The organism is Pseudaminobacter sp. Soil_N_29, from assembly GCF_057656055.1.
Map to the genome: position 1 here is coordinate 212,745 of NZ_JBDGLC010000004.1, position 23,823 is coordinate 236,567.

Sequence of the window (23,823 nt, forward strand, 5' to 3'; positions counted from 1 at the left end):
GGCTGTGGCGGACCTGGAGGAAGTTCTGCCGGCACTCGCCGCGGAAATGGCGGAGCGGACCGACCGGGGCGAGGTCGCAAACTACATCCCGCAGCTTGGCAAGATAGACCCGCAGCGATTCGGCATCGCCGTGGCGCTGACGGACGGACGGATCATCAGCGCCGGCGACGCCGACGAGGCGTTCTCCATCCAGAGCATCTCCAAGATGTTCACGCTGACGCTGGCGCTGGGCAAGGTCGGCGATGCGCTGTGGCGGCGCGTCGGGCGCGAGCCTTCCGGCAACCCGTTCAACTCCATCGTCCAGCTCGAGAACGAGCAGGGCATTCCGCGCAATCCCTTCATCAATGCCGGCGCGATCGTGGTCACCGACGTGCTCTTGGCTGGCCACCAGCCGCGCGAGGCGATCGGCGAGATCCTGCGCTTCGTTCAGTTCCTGGCCGACGACGACACGATCATCGTCGACCGCGAGGTCGCAGCCTCCGAGCAGGCCACCGGCTTTCGCAACGTTGCGCTGGCCAACTACATGAAGGCCTTCGGCAACCTGCAGCACGCGCCCGAGCTGGCGCTGGGGGTGTACTATCACCATTGCGCCATTGCCATGAGCTGCCGGCAACTGGCCATGTCCGGGCGCTTCCTTGCCCATGGCGGCCGCAATCCCGCCACGGGCCATTCTGTCGTCTCGGCCGAGCGCGCCCGGCGCATCCTGGCCCTGATGCTGACCTGCGGCCACTATGACGGCTCGGGCGATTTCGCCTTTCGCGTCGGCATTCCGGCCAAGAGCGGCGTCGGAGGCGGCATATTGGGCATCGTGCCCGGCGTTGCGTCCATCGCGGTGTGGTCGCCTGGCCTCAACGAAAACGGCAATTCGCGGCTGGGTTCCATCGCGCTTGAAAAGCTCGCCAGGGCCATGAACTGGTCCGTTTTCGCCCCCTGAGCCGTCATTTCTACTCACAAAGCAAAACCCCGCGCATTTGGGTGCGCGGGGTTTTGTTCGTTTAGTCTCTGCTGTCGGCGCTTAGAAGAAGCTCTTGCGCTGCCACCAGCCGCTCTTCTTCGGCTTGTCTTCTACCTGAGGCTCGGCTGCGACCGGCTCCGGTTCCGGAGCCGCAGGTTGCGGTTCCTCGGCGGCGGGCGCTGCGGGCTCTACCGGAGCTGCCTCGACCGTTTCCGGTGCTGCCGGCGCCTCGGGCGCTGTCTCCATAGCCTCGGGGGCAGGGGCAGGAGCCGCTGCCTTGCGGCGCGGGGCCCTCGGCTTCTTCGCGGGCTTCCCTTCCGCCGGCGCAGCCGCAGCTTCCGCTGCAGGTTCGCTGGTGGCTGCAACCTCTTCGGCCGCCGCCTTCTTGGAACGCGTGGTACGGCGCGTGGTCTTCTTCGGCTTTTCGGCCGGGGCTTCCTCCGCCACCGCCTCTTCAGCCGCAACCTCTGCCGCAACCGGCTCGGCCGCGAGGACGGTTTCCACGACAGGGGCTTCGGTATCCGCTGCCGCCTCGACGGCTGCTTCCGTCTCCTCGGCGCGCGCTTCTTCGGCTTCCTCGCCTTCGCCGGCCTCGGCTGAACCCGCCTCGTGCGTCAGTTCGGCCTCGCCTTCCTCCCTGCGGTTGCGCCGGCCGCCACGCTTGCCGCGGCGGCGCTTCTTGCGCTCGGCTTCTCCAGCTTCAGCGGCCTCATCGGCAGCCACAGCCTCGGTCGTCTCGGCGGTTGCTTCCTCAGCCTCCTCATCGGCTGCTTCCTCGGAAACACTCGCGGCTTCGGCCGGGGCGGCATGCTCGCGGTCTTTGCCGCCGCGCCGGCGGCGACGCTTGCGGCGCTTGCGGTCGCGGTGCTCGCCTTCTTCGGCCTTCTCGGCCTGGACAGGCTGTTCCTCGGCGACTTCGGCCTCTTCGGCCTCCATCTCCTCTTCCTCGATCTCCTCATCTTCGATGTAGACCGGGGCAGGCAGAACGTGCTGTGGAACCACAGGCTTTTCCACGACCGCGCCGCGCGAGATCGCATAGTGCTGCGAGCCGACCGAGTCGTCGGGCTCAAGCGAGATGGTCAGGCCGAAGCGCTGCTCCAGCTCAACCAGCGTGCTGCGCTTGTGGTTCAGCACATAGATGGCCGTGGCGCTCGGCGTGCGCACCGTGATGTGGTGGCGCGAATCCTTGAGCAGGAAGTCCTCGATCGCCCTCACCACCAGAAGCGCGACCGACGAATCGGAGCGCACATGGCCCGTGCCGCCGCAGTGGGGGCACGGCTTCATGGTCGATTCCAGAACGCTGGCGCGGATGCGCTGGCGCGACATTTCCATGAGGCCGAAATGCGAGATACGGCCGACCTGGATGCGGGCGCGGTCGTTCTTCAGGCATTCCTTGAGCTTCTTCTCCACGGCGCGGTTGTTGCGGCTCTCCTCCATGTCGATGAAGTCGATGACGATCAGGCCGGCCAGGTCGCGCAGGCGAAGCTGACGGGCAACCTCTTCGGCCGCCTCCAGGTTCGTCTGGAGCGCGGTGTCCTCGATGGAGTGCTCCTTGGTGGAGCGCCCGGAGTTGACGTCTATCGCAACCAGCGCCTCGGTCTGGTTGATGATGATGTAGCCGCCCGATTTCAGCGTCACCTGCGGCTGCAGCATGCGGTCGAGCTGGGCCTCGATACCGCTGCGCGCGAGGATAGGCGTCACATCGCGGTAGGGCTGAACCACCTTGGCGTGGCTGGGCATCAGCATCCGCATGAAGTCCTTGGCCTCGCGGTAGCCTTCCTCGCCGGCAACTAGGATCTCGTCGATGTCCTTGTTATAGAGGTCGCGCACCGAGCGCTTTATCAGGCTGCCTTCCTCATAGACGAGGGCAGGGGCCACCGACTGCAGCGTCAGGCTGCGGACGTTCTCCCACATCCGCATCAGATATTCGTAGTCGCGCTTGATCTCGGCCTTGGTGCGGCTTTCGCCGGCGGTGCGCAGGATCACGCCCATGCCCTGCGGCACTTCGAGTTCCTGCATGATTTCCTTCAGGCGCTTGCGATCCTGCGCGCTGGTGATCTTGCGCGAAATGCCGCCGCCACGCGCGGTGTTGGGCATCAGCACCGAATAGCGGCCGGCCAGCGACAGATAGGTCGTCAGCGCAGCACCCTTGTTGCCGCGCTCTTCCTTGACCACCTGCACCAGCAGGATCTGGCGACGCTTGATGACTTCCTGGATCTTGTAGTGGCGACGCACCGGCTTGCGGCGGTTGCGCATTTCCTCGATCGCGTCCTCGGCGCCGACAACCTCGATGCCGTGGTCGTCGTCGTGCGAGCTGGCAACCTCTTCGATGGCGCCGCGATGCTCGTCCTCGGACGAGCCTTCCTCGCTTTCCGAAGCCTCGGCCACGGTTTCGGTAGTCGCCTCGACAGGCTCGGAAACCACGTCGGCGTCCACGGCCGCCGCGATGGACGACGGGCCCGCTTCGTCGGATGACTCGGAAGCGTTCTCGCCTTCCGCGGATTCTGGGTGGCCAGATTCGTCCTCGGCCGAAACTTCCGCATGCGGTTGGCGGCCTTCGCCTTCGGAGGCTTCATCTCCTTCAGCGGCGGCGTGCTCCTCATGCTCTTCGCTGTCGCCTTCGCTCGCCGAAGCCGTCGCGTCGTCTTCCGAACCCTCGGCGTTCAGGCGATGTTCGTCGCCATTGCGGCCACGATTGCGGCCGCCGCGCCGCCGCTTGCGGTTGCGGTTGCGTTCATGGCGTTCGTCGCCATCGCCGTTTCCGTCTTCGTCTTCATCCTCGTGCTCTTCGGCTTCGGCGCGCAAAAGCGCCTGCCGATCGGCGACCGGGATCTGGTAATAGTCTGGATGAATTTCACTGAAGGCGAGAAAACCGTGCCGGTTTCCGCCATATTCGACAAAGGCCGCCTGAAGGGAAGGTTCTACGCGCGTTACGCGAGCGAGGTAGATATTTCCTTTAAGCTGCTTCTTGTCCTGGGATTCAAAATCAAATTCTTCGATACGGTTACCGCGAACGACGACAACCCGTGTCTCCTCCGGGTGGGAGGCATCTATCAACATCTTGTTGGGCATTATCTTGTTTCCTGCCGGCCGCCATCAACCGTGTCATCGGCAGCGAAATGCGCTGCCTGCCGGGGGAGAGAAGCGTGTCGGACAATTGAAAGTCCGCCGGGCGATACCACAGCGCGATGGGCAAGCCGCCCGCAGCCGGATTGGCGCGGTACTGTGCGGGTCTACCCAAGATTGCGCTTAAAGCCATCGGTGACCTTGCGAACAACTTTGAACCAAAGCCCGGAAGACCCGGACCAGCTTTTTGCTCGTACAGAGCCAGCGCGGAACCTCGGTTCCGGCCGTTTTCCTCACGCCAAGGAATCCCCGCTCTGCGGAAACACCTTTGCGAAATCCGTCGCGACCATCTCATGCCCTTGAATCGCCGCCGCGATTGGAGCTGTTTTCGTCGCTTGACCGAATATGGAAACTGCGCCGTGACAGTTCCAGGCATTGCGATGATCCAGTGTCGCTTTTATGATTTGCCGGCCCTCAACGCAACCCCGATTTCTGGTTGTAGCAAAAGCGCTTGCGTCGATCGGGCTGGGGGCGACGCACGAAAAGGCTTGGTTAACCTTATCGCTATACCTCTTGTTATTCAGTATTCGGGCCTTTTCTGCGCCGCGATTACCTGTGCAACAGTCGGGGACAAGGTGCTTCATCCGTGGAAAAGAGACTTGCTGACATTGGCTGCAGGATCGTTTCCATCGGCCTTCTTCTCGTTTTTTTGATAGGCGGCCTGGCGGCAACGGCTTTCGATGCCAGCGCCGGTGCACCCGTCGAGGTAAGTGGTTACCGAATGGCGGGCGATGCAACGCGCATGCGCATCGTCATGGATTTCGACCGCGAGGCTGCGCCCCGGTGGCTCATGCTGCGTGGCCCCCACCGACTCATGATCGACGTGCCGGATGCCGGCTTCAGGTTCGATGCGAAGGATCTGGAGGCGCGCGGGCTGATTTCCGGCGTGCGATACGGCCAGCAGAGCGACGGAAGTGGGCGCCTCATCCTGACCGCCAAGGGGCCGTTCACCGTCGACAAGGTCGACGTCCTGCCCAATGAGGACGCAAGCGGCTACCGCATGGCGGTGGAGGTAAGCGCGGCTTCCGAACGCCAGTTCGAAGAGGCGCTCGCCGAGCAGGCGCAGACCACGGCCTCAACCACGACGCCCAAGACCGACCGCCTCGTCCAGGAGCCGCAATCCGACAAGCGATTCACTGTGGTCATTGATCCTGGCCATGGCGGCATCGATGGCGGCGCGGAGGGGCTGAACGGCACGGTCGAAAAGGAAATCACGCTCGCCTTCGCGCAGGAATTGAAGGCGAAGCTTGGCGAAAGCGGTCAATACGATGTGCGCATGACGCGTGAAAAGGACGAGTTTCTTCGCCTCGACGAACGCGTGCGGATCGCTCGTTCGCATGATGCTGACCTGTTCATTTCGATTCACGCCGACACGATCCGCCTGAAAGGGATACGGGGCGCGACCGTCTACACGCTTTCCGAAAAAGCCTCCGACGCCGAGGCCCAGGCGCTCGCCGATCGGGAAAACCTGTCCGACCAGCTCGCCGGCATCGAGATCGAGACCGAAAAGCAGGAAGTCGCCGACATTCTCATCGAGCTGATCCGGCGCGAGACGCACGGCTTCTCGCTTAAATTCGCCCATTCGCTCGTATCCGAGCTGTCTAGCACGGTGGGCCTCATCAACAATCCGCACCGCTCGGCGGGCTTTCGGGTGCTCAGGGCGCCCGATGTTCCGTCCGTACTGGTCGAGCTCGGCTATCTTTCCAACCCGCAGGATGAAGAGCTGCTGCGCGATCCCGACTGGCGCAACAAGGCCGCCGACAGCATTGCACGGGCCGTGGCCGCGTTCGCTGCGGCAAAGATGGCGGCTGGCGGGTGACCTCTCGAGGGCCGGGTTCGCTTTCCAGCCGTTGCTCGCGCACAACACCTTGCCAATTAATGTGACTTGTTGGACACTGTTTTGCTGGCCTGCCCCATTTTACCCACATCGGCACGACATTGCTTTCTGATTGACGGGTAGGGAAGGTTCCAGCGTCTTGCGATAGGCGCCGTTTTTGCAGAGGAATTCCCGAACCACTGACTGGAGCGGGCATGATTCGTCTCATCGGCTATTTCTTCGGTATAGGCACTATGCTGGCGCTGCTTATGGCGGCGGGCGTGGCGCTTTATCTCAGTCACATGACGAAGGACCTGCCCGACTACGAGGTTCTGGCGAGATACGAGCCGCCGGTCACCACCAGGATTCACGCCTCCGACGGCGCGCTGATGGGCGAGTTCGCACGCGAGCGACGGCTTTTCTTGCCCATCCAGGCGATCCCCGACCGCGTCAAGGCCGCCTTCCTCTCGGCCGAGGACAAGAACTTCTACAACCATCCGGGCATCGACGTCATCGGTCTCGGCCGCGCGATCATCACCAACTTCCAGAATCTCGGTTCCGGCCGCCGCCAGGTCGGCGCGTCCACCATCACCCAGCAGGTGGCCAAGAATTTCCTGCTGACCTCCGACCAGACCTATGAGCGCAAGGTCAAGGAGATGGTCCTGGCCTTCCGCATCGAGCAGGCCTATTCCAAGGACCGTATTCTCGAACTCTATATGAACGAGATTTTCTTCGGCATGGGTGCCTATGGCATCGGCGGTGCCGCGCTCACCTATTTCAACAAGGCGGTGGGCGAACTGACGGTGTCGGAGGCAGCCTACCTGGCCTCGCTTCCGAAGGGCCCGTCCAACTACCACCCATTCCGCCACACCGATCGTGCGATCGAGAGGCGCAACTGGGTCATCGACCAGATGGTCGAGAATGGCTACGTCCCGCGCGACGAAGGCGACAAGGCCAAGGCCGAGCCGCTCGGCGTCACGCCGCGTCGCTCCGGCACCTATGTTTTCGCCGGCGAGTACTTCACCGAAGAGGTGCGCCGCGAAATCATCGCGCGCTACGGGGAGAACGCTCTCTACGAGGGTGGTCTTTCGGTGCGGACCACGCTCGACCCGCGAATGCAGCGCCTGGCACGCTCGGCGATGCAGCATGGCCTGATGAAATTCGACCGACTGCGCGGTTATCGCGGCCCGATCGCCCACATCGACGTCTCCGGCGACTGGGGGGTGAAGCTCGGCGAGGTCAAGGGTCTCGACGACGTTCCCGAGTGGCAAGTGGCCGTCGTGCTCGGCAGTTCGGCTTCGGGGCTGACCATCGGTCTGCAGCCGGAGCGACAGGCCTCCGGCGCGCTGGTGGCCGAGCGCAAGAAGGGCACCGTTTCCAAGGAAGACATGAGCTTCGCCATGCGTCACATGGCGAATGGCAAGCGCGTGAAGGCCAATTCCCCCGCCGACGTGCTCAAGCCGGGCGACGTCATTTTCGTGGAAAAGAACAAGGACTCCGAAAGCGCCTATTCGCTGCGCCAGCCTCCCGAAGTGGCAGGCGGCCTTGTCGCCATGGACCCGCACACCGGACGTGTCCTGGCCATGGTGGGCGGCTTCTCCTTCTCCCAGTCCGAGTTCAACCGCGCCACGCAGGCGATGCGCCAGCCGGGCTCCTCCTTCAAGCCGATCGTCTATGCGGCTGCGCTCGACAATGGCTACACGCCGGCATCCGTCATCATGGACGGCCCGATCACCATCCACATCGGCAACACCAGCTGGTCGCCGAAGAACTATGACGGCAGGGGTGCCGGCCCCTCGACGCTGCGCGCCGGCATCGAACGCTCGCGCAACCTGATGACCGTCCGCCTCGCCAACGACATGGGCATGCAACTGGTGGCCGAATATGCCGAGCGCTTCGGCGTTTACGACAGGATGCCTCCGCACATCTCCATGTCGCTCGGCTCCGGCGAAACCACGGTCATGCGCATGGTTTCAGCCTATTCGGTGATGGCCAATGGCGGCCGGCAGATCAAGCCGTCGCTCATCGACCGCATCCAGGACCGTTATGGCAAGACGGTTTTCAAGCACGACGAAAGGGGCTGCGAAGGCTGCCTGGCAACCGAGTGGGACAATCAGGCCGAGCCGGAGCTGGTCGACAACTCCGAGCAGGTCCTCGATCCGATGACTGCCTACCAGATCACCTCGATGATGGAGGGCGTGGTCATTCGCGGCACGGCCACCACCCTCAGGGAGCTCGGACGGCCGCTGGCCGGCAAGACCGGCACCACAAACGACGAGAAAGACGCCTGGTTCATCGGCTACACGCCGAACCTAGTTGTCGGGCTCTATCTCGGCTACGACAAGCCGCAATCGCTGGGCAAGGGTGCGACGGGAGGCGGTCTTGCCGCACCGATCTTCAAGGAGTTCATGGCCGAGGCGCTGAAGGGCGTGCCCGCGGTAGACTTCAAGGTGCCGGAAGGCATGAAGATGGTGGCGATCAACCGCAAGACCGGGATGCAGGCCATCCAGGGCGAGCCGGACACCATCATGGAAGCCTTCAAGCCCGGCACCGGTCCTGCCGACAGCTACTGGGTGATCGGCATGGGCGACGACGGCTCCAACGGATCGGGCGAGGCACTGTCGCCAAGGGCCAGCGAGGCCATCATACAGGGCGGCGGCGGTCTCTACTGACCCAGGGAATTGATCATGGGCCGGCGGAACAAGCCGGCCCATTTTCCTTTACAGGTGCGGTACGCCTGCCTATGGTCCGCGCCAATTCGAACCCCTATCTAAAACCCCAATCATCCTGAGAGGACTGGACACCTGCCATGCGCGCAGAAACCGAAAAGCTGGTCGATGAAATCAAGCAGGCCATAAGCCTGCTGAGGAGGCATCTTTGACTGGGATCAGGCTATAAAGCGGCTTGAATACCTGAACATGCGTTCCGAGGACTCGAGCCTCTGGGACGATCCGCAGGAGGCCCAGAAGCTGATGCGCGAACGCCAGAGCCTGGACGATGCGATCAATGCGGTCACCGGGCTTGCCCGAGCGCTGGACGACAATATCGGCCTGATAGAGCTCGGCGAGGAAGAGGGCGACGAGGGCATCGTCGGCGAGGCCGAGGCGGCGATCCGCTCGCTCTCGGGTGAAGCGAGGGCGCGCCAGATCGAATCCATGCTCTCGGGCGAGGCTGATTCCAACGACACCTATATTGAAGTTCACGCCGGCGCGGGCGGCACCGAGAGCCAGGACTGGGCATCGATGCTCCTGCGCATGTACACGCGCTGGGCCGAGCGTCGCCGCTTCAAGGTCGAGGTGCTGGAAATGCATGACGGCGAAGAGGCCGGCATCAAGTCGGCCACGTTGCTGATCAAGGGCCACAACGCCTATGGCTGGCTGAAGACGGAATCGGGCGTCCATCGCCTGGTCCGCATCTCGCCATACGACAGCAATGCCCGCCGCCACACCTCGTTCGCCAGCGTCTGGGTCTATCCGGTCATTGACGACTCCATCGAGATCGATGTGTCCGAATCCGACGTGCGCATCGATACCTATCGTGCCTCGGGCGCAGGCGGCCAGCACGTCAACACCACCGACTCGGCGGTGCGCATCACGCATATCGCCACCGGTATCGTCGTGGCCTGCCAGCAGGAGCGTTCGCAGCACAAGAACCGCGCCACCGCGTGGAACATGCTGAGGGCGCGTCTCTACGAGGAAGAGCTGAAGAAGCGCGAGGAGGCGGCCAACGCCACCGCCGCGTCCAAGACCGACATCGGCTGGGGTCACCAGATCCGTTCCTACGTCTTGCAGCCCTACCAGTTGGTCAAGGACCTGCGCACCGGCGTGGAAAGCTCCAGCCCGCAGGACGTGCTGGACGGCGACCTGGACGAGTTCATGGAAGCCTCGCTCTCGCACCGCATCGAGGGCGGTTCGGGCCAGTCCGTCGCAGACATCGACTGACCTCGTCCAAGATTTTCCAATGAAATCTCACAAGCCGCCCCGCAAAGCCGGGGCGGCTTTTTTGGTGGGCTTCGAAGCCGCCATTTCTTGTCGGCGCATATTTGGAACAATCGCGGGCGATGCTTCGTTATTTGGCTCGGGCGAGGTTGTTTCATCCAGGGGGACCTTGGAGAGCAAGTCATGGTCCGCTCGGCATATTCGCGCCGGTACGCCGGCTGCGTAAGCGTCATCGCCTCGCTGTTTTTCCTCACTTCTCCTACTTCGCCGGGGTATGCCCATCAGGCCAAGTCTGGATGGACCTATCCCACGGCCTGTTGCTCCGGCATCGATTGCCGGGAAGTGCCCGCAAAAGCCGTCAGCGAAGGGCCGCAGGGCTATGTCATAGTGGGGACGGGCGAGGTGCTGCCCTACAAGGATGCCCGCGTGCGCAACTCGCCCGACGGCGAGTATCACTGGTGCTCGATAGGCGGCGCCAGCAACACCAAGACGGTGTGCCTGTTCGTGCCGCCGCGGTCTTACTGAGGGCGCGGCCGGCGGCCACATTCGGGCCACCCGCGTACCGCCTTCATCCGGACAAATTTTGCGCCCGCTCGGGGATTGAAATCCGCAGCGGGCGCTTTGTCGTTCCGCTTTTCGCCGCAATTTGTGCTACAAGGGCCGTCGAAGGGGCTTTTGGGCGCCGTTTTGGCGCGGGATGAAGTTGAAGAGGGACGATCCGTAATGAATAAAAAGCTTGTCGCTGTGCTCGCGGGCACGGCTTTTCTTGGCGCGTGCACGACCGACCCTTACACCGGCGAGCAGAAAGTTTCCAACACGGCGGGTGGTGCCGCCATCGGTGCCGGCCTCGGTGCGCTGGCCGGCATGGCCGTTGGCGGCAGCAAGGTGGCGCAGCGCAACGCTGTTCTGATCGGCGCCGGCATCGGAGCGCTCACCGGCGGTGCCATCGGCGCAACCATGGACCGCAACGAAGCCGAGCTGCGCGCGCAGCTCCAGGGCACTGGCGTCAGCGTCACGCGCGCGGGCAACCAGATCATCCTCAACATGCCGTCCGACATCACCTTCGGCGTCGACCAGGACGATATCAAGCCGAGCTTCTACCAGACGCTGAACTCGGTGGGGCTGGTGCTCAAGAAGTACAACCAGACGGTCGTGGACGTGTTCGGCCACACCGATTCCACCGGCGGCGACCAGCACAATTTCGACCTTTCGCAGCGGCGCGCGCTGTCGGTTGCCAACTATCTGAGCGCCCAGGGCGTCGATTCGCGCCGTTTCGCAGTCACCGGCTTCGGCAAGACCCGTCCGATCGCTTCGAATGCGACCGCAGAGGGCCGTGCGGAAAACCGCCGCGTCGAAATCCAGCTTTCGCCACTCACCTGATCGGCGGCCGAGGCCAACAACAAAAAAAGCCCGTCGCGGTTGCGGCGGGCTTTTTTATTGCGTCCTCGATATTGGGGCAGGGCGGTTGCGCCTCTGTTTGCCCGGCGAAAGCCGAATCAGACTTTCGTGCTTATAAGCATGAAGGCAGGGACGTCGTCGCCGAAGCCGAGGACCTTCTCGTCGTCTTCCTTGTGGTGACGCGACCGGTGGTCGTCGTGCCTGTGGTGGCGAGCGCCATTGGACTCGTGCCGCGTCTTGCGCTCGGCGTTCTCGGCCTTGATGGCGTCGCGACGGCTTTGGCCTTCGGCGTGGTCGGCGCTGGCGGGTTCGGCTTCGGCAGGCGCGCTCGTGGTGTCTTGCTCGGCAGGCTTCGCCTGTCGATGGCCCCGCTTGCGCTCGCCTTCGTCCTTTCGGCCGCGTCCGCGCTGTGCGCCGCGCCCGCGGCGCGGGGCCTCCTCGCTCTCGACTGCCGGAAGCGTTGAAAGATCGCCGTCATGCCATTCGATCGGCTGGCCGATCAGCGTCTCGATTGCGTTGAGATTCTTGACGTCGCCCTTGGTGACGATCGTGAAAGACTTGCCCAACCGGCCCGCGCGACCGGTGCGGCCGATGCGGTGCACATAGTCCTCGGCATGAATCGGCACGTCGAAATTGAACACGTGGCTGACGTCAGGGATGTCCAGGCCGCGCGCGGCGACGTCGGAGGCGACCAGCAGCTTGAGCTTGCCCTCGCGGAAGTTGGCCAGCATGGTCATGCGTGCGCGCTGATCCATGTCGCCATGCAGGGCGCCGGCGTCGAACTCGTGCTTGATCAGCGAGCGGAACAGTTCGGACACTTCCACCTTGCGGTTGCAGAAGATGATCGCGTTCTTCAGTTCTGCATCTTCGGCGCGGATCAGGTCGCGCAGCACGGCGCGCTTGTCCCAGGGCTTGCTGCCTGACTTGACCAGGCGCTGGGTGATGGTGCCCGAGGTGCTGGAAGCCTTCGCCACTTCGACCCGCACCGGCGCATGCAGGAACTGCTCGGTCAGCTTGGTGATCTCCGGCGGCATCGTGGCCGAGAAGAACAAGGTCTGGCGCGTGAAGGGGATGAGCTTGCAGATGCGCTCGATGTCGGGAATGAACCCCATGTCGAGCATGCGATCGGCCTCGTCGATGACGAGGATCTCGACCGCCGAAAGCAGGAGCTTGCCGCGCTCGAAGTGGTCGAGCAGGCGGCCTGGGGTCGCGATCAGCACGTCGGCGCCGCGCTCCAGCTTCTTTTCCTGCTCGTCGAAGGAAACGCCGCCGATCAGCAGCGCCCGGTTGAGCCGGTGGTTCTTGCCATATTTTTCGAAGTTCTCCTCGACCTGTGCCGCGAGTTCACGCGTCGGTTCGAGGATGAGCGTGCGCGGCATGCGCGCTCGGGCGCGGCCCTTTTCCAGCTGTGTCAGCATCGGCAACACGAAGGATGCCGTCTTGCCTGTGCCTGTCTGGGCGATGCCCAACACGTCCTTGCCTTGCAGGGCGTGCGGAATTGCGCCCGCCTGGATCGGCGTGGGCACGGTGTAGCCGGCGTCGGTAACGGCCGAAAGGACCTTCGGCGAAAGGCCGAGGTCTGCGAATGTCAGCGCGTCTTGAGCGATCTTGGTGTCTGAGGACAAGTGTTTTGGCTGTCTTTGGCTGCTTGAAGGGCGCGCCCGAAGGACGCGGCAAACGCCTCGCGCTTGCAAATATTTCATGGCGTTACGGGCAGTAACGCCATTTGTCAACACAAGCAGGCAGAAAATGCCGCGTTTGTGCCTGTTAATACTTAACGTTTTGGGCTGTTGATGGCAATGGCGTCAGTAGCGGAATTGTTCGGTCAGGATGCGTTCGTCCCAGGAATGGCCGGCATCGAACAGCAGTGTGGCCGTGTGGCGGCGCGACTGACGCACCGTGACCGTGAGCACGGATTTGGCCTCAGTATGGTCCGCCGCCACGTTCACTGGCCGCTTATCGGCTTCCAGAACGTCGAAACGGACGACAGCGCGCTCGGGAAGCAGCGCACCGCGCCAGCGCCGCGGCCTGAATGGGCTCACGGGGGTCAACGCCAGCAAGGGGGCGTCGAGGGGCAGAATAGGACCGTGCGCGGAAAGATTATAGGCGGTAGAGCCGGCAGGCGTGGCAACCATCACGCCGTCGCAGCTCAATTCCTCCAGGCGCACCTTGCCGTCGATCGTGATGCGGATCTTGGCGGTCTGGTAGGACTGCCGCCACAGCGCAACCTCGTTGATGGCAAGCGCGTGGAGGACCGAACCGTCCGCCAGGGCCGTCTCCATCTCCAGGGGGCGGATGGTTTCCGCCACTGCCGCCTGCAGCCGCTCGCGAAGGTCGTTCTCGCGGAACTCGTTCATCAGGAAGCCGACCGTGCCGCGATTGATGCCGTAGACCTGCTTGCCGGTGCTCATCGTCTCGCGCAGCGTCTGCAGCAGGAAGCCGTCACCTCCAATGGCAACGATCACGTCGGCGTCTTCGATCGGAGTGCTGCCGTAGGTAGCCTGCAGACGCGCGGCTGCCTCTTCGGCCTCTGGGAAGCCGGAAGAGACGAAGGCGAATTTCTCGCGCGCTTTGCGTGTCATAGGCAGTGCCCTGTTCCTCGCCTGAAAACCATGGCGTGCGAGGTAGCATGCCCTATTGCTCCTGCAAAGTGATGCGAAGCGCTGGAAGCGGAGCGCGCTCAGCCCTTGAGCGCGCGGCGCAGCTTGTCGAAGTCGGCCCAGGGGTCGGCGCCCTTGAGCGCCTGCGCGAGCGCCTTGTCGCCGACTGCAAATTCGGTGGGACTGATCCCGTCTTCCACCTTGTCCCACGTAATCGGAACCGAGACAGTGGCATTGGGTGTCGCGCGTGTCGAAAAGGGCGCGACCGTGGTCGCACCGCGTGTGTTGCGCAGATAGTCGATGAAAATCCGCCCCTTGCGGGCCGATTTGGCCAGCGTGGCCGTGTAGCGCTTCGGGTCGGACTGCTCCATCGCCTTGGCGAAATCGTGGGCGAAGGTTTTTACCGCGGTCCAGTCGGCTTTCGGCTTCAACGGCACAACTATGTGGAAGCCCTTGCCGCCCGAGGTCTTGACCAGGCGGGGCAGCCCGATCTCGTCGAGACGGTTGCCGATATCCAGCGTCGCGGCTCGAAGCTCGCCGGCATCCAGGCCCTCATCCGGATCAAGATCGAAGACCATCTCGTCCGGCGTCTCCAAGGCATCGATCGTCGAGCCCCAGATGTGGATTTCCACCACTCCCAATTGAACGAGCGCCGCCAAGCCATTGAAGTCATTTATGTACAGGATCTCTTCGCCATCGGTTGGGTCGCGTGTGCGCAAGATCGCCTCGTCCATGCCCGCCGAGCTGTGTTTCTGGAAGAAGCGCTGGCCGCCGCCGAGGCCGTCGGGTGCCCGCAGCAGAGCCAGCGGGCGGTTGACCACGAAACGCTCCATGCGCGGCCACACCATTTCGTAGTGGTCGAGAAGGTCCTTCTTCGTCACCCCGGCGTCAGGCCACAGCAGTTTGTCGGAACTTGAAAGTCGCACCTTGGTTGTCCCCTCTTTGTCTGCGTTCGCAGCTTTGCCGTTGCTTCGGTTGCCCGCGCTCTTGCTCGCGTTTCCAGAGGCGCCGTCCGGCGTCTCGGCTACCACCTGCTCGGCCGGCTTGTCCTCGCGCAGGCCCAGGAAGGAGGCATGGCGAATGCTGCCACTCGCCGTCCATGACCCGAACTCGACCTCCGCAACCAATTGCGGCTTGACCCATACCACGCCCTTTTCCTTTGCGGCCGCACCGGACATGGGTGGTTTTGGGCTCTTCAGGCGGTTCAGCCTTGCCAGCAGATCGTCGGCAGTGCTGGCGCTGAATCCCGTACCGACACGTCCCGCCGGTTTGATCTCGCCGTTTTCGTTGTAGCCGACCAACAGGGAGCGCAGGCCGCGCCCGGTCTTGTCAGAGGGCAGATAGCCGAGGATCACGAATTCCTGTCTTTTCGTGCACTTCACCTTCACCCATTCTCCGCCGCGGCCGCTGCGGTAGGGTGCGTCGGCGCGCTTGGAAACGACGCCCTCCAGCCCCATGCGGCAGGCATGCCTGAACACAGCCGGCCCCGGTTCCGTGAAGTGCTCGCTGAAACGCAGAACGCCCTTGCCATGCGCGCCGATCAGCGCTTTCAGCCTCTCCTTGCGCCCGACAAGCGGCTGGGCCCGCATGTCCTCGCCGTCGAGGAACAGAAGATCGAACACGTAGTAGACCAGCCGGTCGCTGCGCCCTTCGGACAAATCGGCCTGCAGGGCGGAGAAGGAAGAGACGCCCTCGTCGGAAAGAACCACGATCTCGCCGTCGACGATCGCGTTCTCGCACTCAAGTGCCGCAAGCGCAGTGGGAATTTCCCGGCCGAAGCGCTCGGTCCAGTCCAGGCCGGCGCGGGTGAGCAGTCTGGTCCGCCCGCCGGAGACATGCGCCTGCATGCGATAGCCGTCGAACTTCAGTTCGTGGACCCATCCGGCGCCAGCGGGCGCCTCTGTCCTCAATTTCGCAAGGCAGGGTTCAATGAAGCCCGGCAGCTTGGCAACCTTGGCTGCCCGCCGCCGGGCAGGCTTCGCCTCCTGCGCTGCCGGAGCGTTCTTGGCAGGCGCGGAGTGCCAGACGGCGGGGTTGCGTTCGCCGACCTGCTCCACCGTCAGCCCGGATTTCACCGATTCCGGCGCCTCTTCGAGAATGTCTTCGCCCGGGCGGGCGAAGATGTCGTCGGATTTGATCAGAAGCCAGTTGTCGCGCTTCTCACCGGGGCGGGGCTTCAGCCGCACCAGGTGCCAGGCACCATTGAGCTTGTTGCCCTTCAGCTGAAATTGCAGATGTCCCTTCTTCATGCCGGCGTTCGGGTCCCCTTCGGGCATCCAGGTGCCTTCGTCCCAGACGATGACCGAGCCGCCGCCATATTCGCCCTTGGGAATGGTGCCTTCGAAAGACGCGTAATCGAGCGGGTGGTCCTCCACATGCACGGCCAGCCGCTTCTCGGAAGGGTCGAGGCTGGGCCCGCGGGTAACGGCCCAGCTCCACAGCACGCCGTCGTGTTCAAGGCGGAAGTCGTAGTGCAGGCGCGTGGCGGCATGCTTCTGCACGACGAAGATGCCAGCGCCCTTCGGTCGCGTGCGTCGCACCCGCCCGGTCGGCTCGGTCGTTTTGCGGAAGTCGCGTTTGGCCTGATACTGCTGGAGGGGCGCCACGGGCCGGTTCCTCAGGCCGACTTACGTTTGCCGGAACTGCCGCCTTCGGCGCGCTTCTTTGCGGCGGCCTTGCCACCAGACTTGCCGGTGGCTGCCTCGGGGGCCGGCTCTTCGCCGCCGCCTTCCGCGGCCAGGCTCTTACGCAGCGCATCGAACAGGTTCACCACGTTGGACGGTGCAGGTGCTGCCTTCACCACCGGTGGCTTGCGCCCGGCCTGTTTGGCGCGGATCAGCTCGAGCAAGGCGTTCTCGTAGTGATCCTCGAATGTCTTCGGATCAAACCTGAGTTTCTTCTTTTCGATAATGTGGATGGCAAGGTCCATCATCTCCTTGTCGATCTTCACGTCTTCGATGTCTTCGAAGACGACTGCCGGCTTCCGCACGGTGCTTTCATATCGCAGGGTGGTCAGCAGCATTCCCTTGCCCAGAGGCTCGATCACCACGGGGCGCTCTCGCCGGTAGAGCGCGATGCGCGCCAAGCCCGCCATTTTCTTCGCCTGCAGCGCGTCGCGGATAACCGCAAACGCCTCAAGCGACACCTTGTCGGACGGCACCACATAATATGGCGTATCGAGGTAGATTTGCTCGATTTCGGATTTGTCGACGAACCCGTCGAGGTTCATCGTGTGAGAGGATTCGATTTGAAGTGCATCGATCTCGTCCTCTTCGATCAGCAGGTACTCATCCTTGTCCACCTCGTAGCCCTTCACCTCGTTCTTGTCCTCCAAGGGCTTGCCGGTAACCGCATCGACATACTGCCGCTTCACCGTATTGCCAGTGGCGCGGTTGATGACGCGGAAGGACACCTTTTCCGCGTGTGTCGTGGCGCTGGAAAGCTCCACCGCGCAGGTGACAAGTGACAGCTTCAGATAGCCCTTCCAGATGGGGCGCGGCGCCATCAGTCCACCTCCACAGGGGGCGCCAACGGGGCGCTGGACAGATTTTTCACGGCGACCAACGAGTGAATCATGGAGGGGCCTTCATCCATTTGGCAGATGCGGTTGCCCGCTCAACGCCGCGGGCGCGCCATGGTTCCTGTCGTCGGGTTCTGAACGCCGGTAATCCACGCATGTTCACGCCCGACGCGGAGTTTTGTCTTTACTGGGCCGGCAGATGTGATAACCGGGAGGCGTGCCCTTGTAGCTCAGTTGGTAGAGCACCTGATTTGTAATCAGGGGGTCGCGGGTTCGAGTCCTGCCGGGGGCACCAGCAATTCCAATTGGTTGCATCTCAGTCGCCGGGGGGGGGACCAGCCGAGCGTCCTTGCGACCTCACGGGGAACGACGCCCGTACCGAAACGACGGGCCATATGCGTGGCAACCCCGAGCATGACGTTGCGCCGGTGCTTTCGCTCCTGAAAATGTCGGGCCGACAGGTTGTAGAGGTACTCCACGCTCCGGCGGGCCTGCACCTCGCCGAAATTGTCGAGCACCTGCTCCAGGTCGGGCGAAAGCCATTCGAGATGGGGCGGGGCGACATAGAAGCCGATCTGAATGCGCACCAGCGGCCGCATGGCGTAGAGCTCGGTGCAGACCCGGTCCAGGGCCGGCCGGTCGTCCGCGGCAAGCAATGCGGTGCACTTCAATATCATGAGGTAGAGGTGGAACTCGCTGTCCCGCTCCGACAGCTCTAGCGGGTTCAAATACTGGTGCAACAGTTGCCTGCTAGCGTCTCCGTAGATCTGCATCGAGGCAGGTCCGGAGGAGAAATTGCTGCCGGAACCATGCGCCGGCCCCCCAGAATGGCAGGCCATTCCTGGGGCGATCATCGCTTGTTTCTCTGCCGACCGAGAACTACCGACCCAGGTGGAGGACAGCGCATGTTCCGAAACTGGCTTAGCGCCACTTCCGAAGTACTTCACGACGTCATCCGGCTGTTGACGCTGACGAGGCCGAGCCAACGCGGAGGCCGTACTAACGACAAGCCATCGGAACTCGATTCTGACGGACGATGAGCCTGGTCACCCAGCCCCCCCCAGCGGAGTTTACCTGCAATGCGACGGTTGGATGCTTTGCCCCGTCGGCTCCTGAATGATTGGCATCAGCGCGCAGCGCACCGGCCCTCCAGGCTCCGGCAGAGGAGCATCCTGTTTGCCGCGCGCGCCGCGGCAATGGCGCTTCCGTTGGCTGCTTTGCTTTCCACCCAAGTGGCGGCCGCCGAGGAACCGGTCGACACGGCGATCATTTTCGCGGTCGATCAGTCGGCCTCGATCGACCGCGACATTGCCCGGTTGCAACTCGGCGGCCATGTCGAAGCCCTGCGATCGGCCGAGGTCGCCAGGGCGATAGCGAGCGGGGCCATCGGCTGCATCGCCATCTCCTACATAGAATGGTCGAGCGCCGGAAGGCTGGAGACGGTTCTTCCGTGGACCAGGGTGTGCAGCGCCGCCGACGCCGCCAGCGCGGCCGATCTCATCCAGAAACAGGGCCATGATGGTCTTGAACGAAGAGGCCGGGGCAGGACCTCGATTTCATACGCCATAGATGTCGCCGGCCTGCTGCTTGGCTCGTATCCCGGGCAGGCGGCGCGAAAGGTCATCGACATCTCCACCAACGGCACCAACAATGACGGATTGCCCGTAAGCGAAAGCCGCGCCAAGGCGCTCGAGCTAGGCCACATCGTCAATGGAATTGCCGTGTCCCTGACCGAGCCGGGCGTGACCGACGACCTGCCGGGCTATCTGGAGCATAACATCATCACCGGCGCCGGCTCCTTCGTCGTGGCGCCAAGCAGGCCGGAAGACTATGCGATGGCGATCCGGCGCAAGCTTGTCCTGGAGATCAGCGATGGGCGCTGGTTGGATCCTTCACGCCAGCAGCGAGCTTCCGCGCACCATTCGTTAGGAGCGGCCAGAACGCAATGTTGTAGGGCAGGCGCCATTCTCTGGCTTGCCGCTCTAACCGGGGCCGCTGCGCAGCCTTCCCGCAAACGGCTCGATGCCAGCATCCGCTGCCGCCATGCTGCCGATCGCTGCCCAGTCCAGCGAGGATCCGCCATTCGCAATCAGCCGGATGAAACGATCCCTCAGCAGGCTGCCCATCGGCAGCGGAACGCCGAGGGTCTCGGCAGCCATCAGCGCCAGGCGTATGTCCTTCTGGCCGAGCGGCGCGGCGAACCCGGCGGGGTGGAACCGCTCTTCGGCGATAAGCGTGCCATAGGTGTTGTAAATGGGCGCGTTGAAGAGTGTGGAGGTCAGAATTTCCAGGTACTGCCGGCGGTTGAGGCCGGCCTTGGCGACCAGCGCCATCGCCTCGCCCAGAGACTCGATCACGCAGGCGATCAGGAAATTGCCGCTGAGCTTGACCAGGTTGGCATCCTTCGGCGCCTGCGAGATGACGAAAAGCTTCAGGCTGATCGCTTCCAGGAAAGGCCGCGCGCGGTCGATCGCCTCGTCGGTTCCGCCCGCCACGACCGAAAGTTGCCCGGCAGCGGCGACTTCGGGGCGGCCGAACACCGGTGCCGAGACGAAGAGCTGGCCGCGCCTTGCATGCGCCTCCGCCAGACGTTCAGCCAGCGCCACGCTGATGGTGCTTGAGGAAATGTGAACGGCGCCGCCGGCCAGGTTTTCGACGATACCGTCCTTGCCCAGGGCGATACTCGTGACGGCCTCGTCATCTGTCAGCATGGTGAATACTGCGTCGCCATGGCAGGCTTCGCTGGGCTTGGCCGCCACCGAAGCTCCCTTGCCGGCCAGCGGCTTGGTCTTCTCCGGGTTGCGGTTGTAGACGGTGACGGTATGGCCGGCCTTCAGCAAGTTTGCAGCCATGCCGGAGCCCATCTGCCCGATGCCGATGAAGCCAACTTTCATGGGACGCCTCCTCAAAAGAGATATGGCGCAGCTCTGGTCTTCGACAATCCGGGGCAGGGCGGGAAACAATTCCCCGGCGCTCGTCAGCGCGGGGGGGGGGCGGGCCGGCGGCAGTATGCGCCGGCCCGCCCTGGCTTCGATGACGCCGGTCAGGCGTCGATGTCGACGTCCTTGGTTTCCTTGCCGAGCAGCAGCGCGATCAGGGTCAGCACGGCCATGGCCGAAAGATACACGCCCACCCAGAACGGACTGCCGCCGCCGGCGCTCCACAGCGCCACCGCGATGAAGGGAGCGATCGCCGCGCCCAGGATCGAGGAGACGTTGTAGGAAATGCCGGAGCCGGTGTAGCGCACATTGGCCGGAAACAGTTCCGGCAGCAGCGCCCCCATGGGCCCGAAGGTCATGCCCATCAGCGTGAAGCCGATGATGAGCCAGGCCATGACGCCGGCATTGCCGCCTTCGAGCATCGGCACCCAGACGAGACCGAACGCGATGATGGCGAGCGTGACCCAGATCAGCGTCTTGCGCCGGCCCCACCGGTCGGCCCAGGGGCCGGAGACCATGGTGAAGATGCCGAAAAACACCACGCCCACGATCATCATCAGCACGAAGGTGCTGTAGTCGTAGCCGAGACCGGGTAACGGGGCGCTGGTGGCAGCGCGGCCGTAGCTCAGCGAGAAGGTGGTCATCAGGTAGAACAGCACATAGGTGGCCAGCATGTAGAAGGTGCCCAGAACGAGTTCCTTCCAGTGCGATTTGAAGGCGGCCACGAGCGGCACTTTCTGCACCTGCCCGGTCTTGACCGTGTTTTCGAACGCGGTGCTCTCCACCAGGTTCAGCCGCACCCAGAGCCCCACCGCGACCATGATGATCGAGAACAGGAACGGGATGCGCCAGCCCCATTCAAGGAAGGCAGTGGAAGGCCGCGACGGGTCATCGGAGGGCAGGGCGGCGGCGATGATCAGGAACAGGCCGTTGGCGATGACGAAGCCGATCGGCGCGCCGAGTTGGGGAAACGTGCCGTAGATTGCCCGCTTGCCGGCCGGAGCATTCTCGGTCGCCACCAGTGCCGCACCGCTCCATTCGCCGCCAAGCGCAAATCCCTGCGCCAGCCGCAGCAGCACCAGCAGCGCCGGCGCGAGCCAGCCGACGGTGGCATAGGTCGGCAACAGGCCGATCAGGAAGGTTGCGATGCCCATGGTCAGCAGGGCGCCCACCAGCGTGATCTTGCGCCCGCGCTTGTCGCCCAGATGGCCAAAAAAGATCGCGCCAAGCGGCCGCGCGACCATTGCGGCGCCGAACACTGCAAAGGACGCAAGCAGCGCGGTCGTCTCGTTACCCTTGGGAAAGAAAAGATAGGGAAACACCAGCACGGCGGCGGTGGCATAGACGTAGAAATCGTAGAATTCGATGGTGGTGCCGATAAGGCTGGCAAGGATCACGCGGGAGCGTGAATTGGCGGGCACAGCGCTCGACGCCGTCACTGTCGTGGTCGAAGACATGTAAAATGTCGCTCCATGCGATCAAAGCGGCGTTGGCTCGAGCAGGAAGGTGTCGTGCCGGCAAACTTCGATCAAGATTGCTGAAGGGCGAGGTTCCGCCTCGGCGGATGATGCGTCACCCCTAGAGCCTTGCGACCGGACATTTCAAGAAATTTCATTGCGCAACATGTCGCATTCGGGAAACGCAGTGTCCTCGAAACGAAGACACGGCGTCCGGATCGTGCGCGGGCGGTGCCCTCAGCGGCCGCAGGAGCGCAACTGCGCGGCGTATTTGGTTGCCATGGTGGTCGCCCGGCGGGCGCCCTGCTGCGCAGTGGCGTTTGCGTTGCCCCGCGCGTAGCCGGAGTGACCCATGTAATAGGCCAGATAGAGGTTGTAGGCGTCATCGCGCCCTATGCCGTTCACGCGGCTGCTGGTGCTGTGATACCAACCGACGAAGTGGATGGCGTCGGCAAAATTCGTACGGCTTGCGTATGCGCGCCCGGTCTCTGCCCGATAGCGCGACCATGTGCCGTCCAGCGCCTGCGAATAGCCATAGGCTGTCGAGGCGCGCGTCCAGGGAATGAAGCCGAGCAGTTTCTTGCGGGGCGGCCGAGCGTAGGGGTTGAAGCCGGACTCGGCGTAGATCGTGGCCATGAGGATCGGCACGGGCACGCCGAACTCGCGCTCAGTCTTCTTTGCCGCGCCATGCCAGCTGTTGAACCAGCCATCTCTTTGATCGAACACCGCACACACGTCGTTGATACGCGACGGAGCGGTTGCGCAGCTCCCGAGCGCCAGGAGCGCGACAAGAAACAGGACGCGCTTCATTGAACCTCGCTTTCGCGAGACTCGTAGGCTGCAAAATTTAATCAAAATTTAACGGGCGGCGCTCGACTTGCGCCTGGGCGGATCCAAGCGGGCGCGTCGCAACGGGCGCGTCGCAAAAAGAAACCCGGCGCGGAGGCCGGGGTCGGCGATGTCAGTTCACCACTAAAATTTATAGGCAATGCCCAGACGAATATCGTTGGTCCTCAGTTTAATTCTACTCCACCCTTCTTCATTGCCCCAGAAGTCGTCGAAGTTCTTTCTGCTGTAATCCGTAAAGCGATACTCGGCCCGTAGTATCACATTGTCGGTGGCAGCCCAATCCAGGCCGGCGCCGATGTTCCAGCCACTCCTGGTGTCCTTCTGCGAGACTTCGCGATTTAAGAAGCCATCATGAAGCCGGACCTCGAACTCGGCTGCAGAGTAGCCGCCGGCGATGTAGGGGAGGAAACGGTCCACCGCATAGCCAAGTCGTGCCCGTATAGCGCCGGTCCATTTGATCTTCGAGGACATCGCGTAGGTCTCGGCGAGTACGCCTGATAAGTAATAATCACTGTGTCTTCTTATATCCGCGGCGTTGATGTCGGCATCCAGGCCAATAACGACATCGTTCGGAAACTGATAATTGTAGCCGCCGTAAATTCCGCCAAAACCTCCGCGCGGATCGAGGTCCGAATAGTCAGTCCAAGAATTCTCGAACCGAGAACTAGCCCAAGCATATCCTAGCTGCGCGCCGATATATCCGCCTGTCCAATTATATGGAGCAGCAACAATTGGTTCAATCATGTCGGCTGCAAGGGAGTGTCCAGAAAACACGCAGATGAATACGGAAGTCAGTAGGGCGTTTTTCATTGAGGCCCCCGCTAAAACAATGGGAGATCTTTGCTTGGGGTGACGGGTTTGTGAAGCGTCTAATGCAATAATTCGTAATAAAGCAGATAAAGTTGCGTTATTGCAACAATAGAAGCGGGTGCTTTATCAGCTCAAGCTGGTTGATCTTCCGCCTCGTTTGGCTTGGGTTCTTAACATCTTACGTCACACTTCCTACATCCGGCCAAGCACGTTATTTCGCGGGGAGGCTCAGGATGATCCGCATCTTCGCACTTGCGCTTCTGGCCGCGATGGTCTGGTTCCTGCTGGCCAAGCTGTTTCGGATGTTGAAGACGGCGAACATCGATTGGACCGGAGTGACCGCCGCGATCGCCTTCATTGTGCTCGCCTTCTGGCTTCGCCACATCACCGGAATGGGTTGAGCGCGCCGCGCAAT

General features: G+C 63.0%; 17 protein-coding genes, 1 tRNA gene and 1 pseudogene. 10 read left to right on the forward strand and 9 right to left on the reverse strand.

What is annotated here, in order from left to right:
• Positions 1-4: 4 nt before the first annotated feature.
• Complete coding sequence (locus tag AC3A4H_RS11755; RefSeq protein ID WP_487766846.1) at positions 5-934, forward strand: glutaminase; 930 nt, start codon at positions 5-7, stop codon at positions 932-934.
• An 81-nt stretch (positions 935-1,015) separates the two neighbouring features.
• Here AC3A4H_RS11755 and AC3A4H_RS11760 read toward each other — a convergent pair whose 3' ends face one another.
• Positions 1,016-4,027: an Rne/Rng family ribonuclease gene (locus tag AC3A4H_RS11760; protein ID WP_487766847.1), complete on the reverse strand. Its 3,012-nt coding sequence runs from the start codon at positions 4,025-4,027 to the stop codon at positions 1,016-1,018.
• Positions 4,028-4,802: 775 nt separating this feature from the next.
• On the opposite strand from AC3A4H_RS11760, the gene AC3A4H_RS11765 reads away from it, so the two are divergent.
• From AC3A4H_RS11765 to AC3A4H_RS11785, 5 genes are all read left to right on the forward strand, one after another.
• Positions 4,803-5,900 (forward strand): N-acetylmuramoyl-L-alanine amidase, encoded by a 1,098-nt coding sequence (locus tag AC3A4H_RS11765; RefSeq protein WP_487766848.1) that lies wholly within the window; start codon positions 4,803-4,805, stop codon positions 5,898-5,900.
• 212 nt (positions 5,901-6,112) lie between these two features.
• Positions 6,113-8,569 carry a penicillin-binding protein 1A gene (locus tag AC3A4H_RS11770; protein ID WP_487766849.1) on the forward strand — a complete coding sequence of 819 codons (2,457 nt, stop codon included), beginning with the start codon at positions 6,113-6,115 and terminating at the stop codon, positions 8,567-8,569.
• A 137-nt stretch (positions 8,570-8,706) separates the two neighbouring features.
• Positions 8,707-9,838 (forward strand): peptide chain release factor 2 gene (gene prfB / locus AC3A4H_RS11775; RefSeq protein WP_487766850.1). Its coding sequence is split into 2 segments (ribosomal slippage): positions 8,707-8,772 and positions 8,774-9,838, totalling 1,131 coding nucleotides; the frame shifts between segments, so codons are not numbered across the junction.
• A gap of 180 nt (positions 9,839-10,018) precedes the next feature.
• Positions 10,019-10,360 (forward strand): hypothetical protein, encoded by a 342-nt coding sequence (locus AC3A4H_RS11780; RefSeq protein WP_487766851.1) that lies wholly within the window; start codon positions 10,019-10,021, stop codon positions 10,358-10,360.
• Between the two features lie 198 nt (positions 10,361-10,558).
• Positions 10,559-11,215, forward strand: a complete 657-nt coding sequence (locus AC3A4H_RS11785) for a YiaD family glycine zipper/OmpA-like lipoprotein (protein ID WP_348779441.1) — start codon at positions 10,559-10,561, stop codon at positions 11,213-11,215.
• Positions 11,216-11,331: 116 nt separating this feature from the next.
• On the opposite strand, the gene AC3A4H_RS11790 is transcribed toward AC3A4H_RS11785, so the two are convergent.
• The 4 genes from AC3A4H_RS11790 to ku form a co-directional block, all read right to left on the reverse strand.
• On the reverse strand, positions 11,332-12,858 hold the full coding sequence (locus AC3A4H_RS11790; RefSeq protein ID WP_487766852.1) for a DEAD/DEAH box helicase: 1,527 nt from the start codon (positions 12,856-12,858) through the stop codon (positions 11,332-11,334).
• A 180-nt stretch (positions 12,859-13,038) separates the two neighbouring features.
• Positions 13,039-13,815: an NAD kinase gene (locus tag AC3A4H_RS11795; protein ID WP_487766853.1), complete on the reverse strand. Its 777-nt coding sequence runs from the start codon at positions 13,813-13,815 to the stop codon at positions 13,039-13,041.
• A 98-nt stretch (positions 13,816-13,913) separates the two neighbouring features.
• Entirely contained in the window at positions 13,914-16,439 is a 2,526-nt protein-coding gene (gene ligD / locus AC3A4H_RS11800) for a DNA ligase D (RefSeq protein ID WP_487766854.1), read from the reverse strand.
• A gap of 11 nt (positions 16,440-16,450) precedes the next feature.
• Entirely contained in the window at positions 16,451-17,338 is an 888-nt protein-coding gene (ku, locus tag AC3A4H_RS11805; RefSeq protein ID WP_487766855.1) for a non-homologous end joining protein Ku, read from the reverse strand.
• 234 nt (positions 17,339-17,572) lie between these two features.
• Between ku and AC3A4H_RS11810 the strand changes: the two genes are divergently transcribed.
• The 3 genes and pseudogenes from AC3A4H_RS11810 to AC3A4H_RS11820 all read left to right on the forward strand — a co-directional run.
• Positions 17,573-17,648, forward strand: a tRNA-Thr gene (locus AC3A4H_RS11810).
• Positions 17,649-17,748: 100 nt separating this feature from the next.
• Positions 17,749-18,072, forward strand: coding sequence for a hypothetical protein (locus AC3A4H_RS11815; RefSeq protein ID WP_487766856.1), 324 nt, complete (start codon positions 17,749-17,751; stop codon positions 18,070-18,072).
• A 477-nt stretch (positions 18,073-18,549) separates the two neighbouring features.
• A pseudogene (locus tag AC3A4H_RS11820) lies at positions 18,550-19,167 on the forward strand (DUF1194 domain-containing protein); the annotation flags it as partial.
• A 168-nt stretch (positions 19,168-19,335) separates the two neighbouring features.
• Here AC3A4H_RS11820 and AC3A4H_RS11825 read toward each other — a convergent pair.
• The 4 genes from AC3A4H_RS11825 to AC3A4H_RS11840 form a co-directional block, all read right to left on the reverse strand.
• Positions 19,336-20,247 (reverse strand): NAD(P)-dependent oxidoreductase, encoded by a 912-nt coding sequence (locus AC3A4H_RS11825; protein WP_487766857.1) that lies wholly within the window; start codon positions 20,245-20,247, stop codon positions 19,336-19,338.
• Positions 20,248-20,396: 149 nt separating this feature from the next.
• A complete protein-coding gene (locus tag AC3A4H_RS11830; protein ID WP_487766858.1) occupies positions 20,397-21,749 on the reverse strand; it encodes an MFS transporter in 1,353 nt (450 codons plus the stop codon).
• 237 nt (positions 21,750-21,986) lie between these two features.
• Entirely contained in the window at positions 21,987-22,559 is a 573-nt protein-coding gene (locus AC3A4H_RS11835; RefSeq protein WP_487766859.1) for a transglycosylase SLT domain-containing protein, read from the reverse strand.
• A 162-nt stretch (positions 22,560-22,721) separates the two neighbouring features.
• Positions 22,722-23,408, reverse strand: coding sequence for an outer membrane protein (locus tag AC3A4H_RS11840; protein ID WP_487766860.1), 687 nt, complete (start codon positions 23,406-23,408; stop codon positions 22,722-22,724).
• A 233-nt stretch (positions 23,409-23,641) separates the two neighbouring features.
• Between AC3A4H_RS11840 and AC3A4H_RS11845 the strand changes: the two genes are divergently transcribed.
• Positions 23,642-23,809 (forward strand): hypothetical protein, encoded by a 168-nt coding sequence (locus AC3A4H_RS11845; protein WP_487766861.1) that lies wholly within the window; start codon positions 23,642-23,644, stop codon positions 23,807-23,809.
• Positions 23,810-23,823 lie beyond the last annotated feature (14 nt).

Excerpts from the sequence above, each read along its gene's own strand:
- AC3A4H_RS11760 (WP_487766847.1), bottom strand. The coding sequence starts at position 4,027 with ATGCCCAACAAGATGTTGATAGATGCCTCCCACCCGGAGGAGACACGG.
- AC3A4H_RS11765 (WP_487766848.1), top strand. The coding sequence starts at position 4,803 with ATGGCGGGCGATGCAACGCGCATGCGCATCGTCATGGATTTCGACCGC.
- AC3A4H_RS11770 (WP_487766849.1), top strand. The coding sequence starts at position 6,113 with ATGATTCGTCTCATCGGCTATTTCTTCGGTATAGGCACTATGCTGGCG.
- AC3A4H_RS11780 (WP_487766851.1), top strand. The coding sequence starts at position 10,019 with ATGGTCCGCTCGGCATATTCGCGCCGGTACGCCGGCTGCGTAAGCGTC.
- AC3A4H_RS11785 (WP_348779441.1), top strand. The coding sequence starts at position 10,559 with ATGAATAAAAAGCTTGTCGCTGTGCTCGCGGGCACGGCTTTTCTTGGC.
- AC3A4H_RS11795 (WP_487766853.1), bottom strand. The coding sequence starts at position 13,815 with ATGACACGCAAAGCGCGCGAGAAATTCGCCTTCGTCTCTTCCGGCTTC.
- ku (WP_487766855.1), bottom strand. The coding sequence starts at position 17,338 with ATGGCGCCGCGCCCCATCTGGAAGGGCTATCTGAAGCTGTCACTTGTC.
- AC3A4H_RS11815 (WP_487766856.1), top strand. The coding sequence starts at position 17,749 with ATGCGTGGCAACCCCGAGCATGACGTTGCGCCGGTGCTTTCGCTCCTG.
- AC3A4H_RS11825 (WP_487766857.1), bottom strand. The coding sequence starts at position 20,247 with ATGAAAGTTGGCTTCATCGGCATCGGGCAGATGGGCTCCGGCATGGCT.
- AC3A4H_RS11830 (WP_487766858.1), bottom strand. The coding sequence starts at position 21,749 with ATGTCTTCGACCACGACAGTGACGGCGTCGAGCGCTGTGCCCGCCAAT.
- AC3A4H_RS11835 (WP_487766859.1), bottom strand. The coding sequence starts at position 22,559 with ATGAAGCGCGTCCTGTTTCTTGTCGCGCTCCTGGCGCTCGGGAGCTGC.
- AC3A4H_RS11840 (WP_487766860.1), bottom strand. The coding sequence starts at position 23,408 with ATGAAAAACGCCCTACTGACTTCCGTATTCATCTGCGTGTTTTCTGGA.
- AC3A4H_RS11845 (WP_487766861.1), top strand. The coding sequence starts at position 23,642 with ATGATCCGCATCTTCGCACTTGCGCTTCTGGCCGCGATGGTCTGGTTC.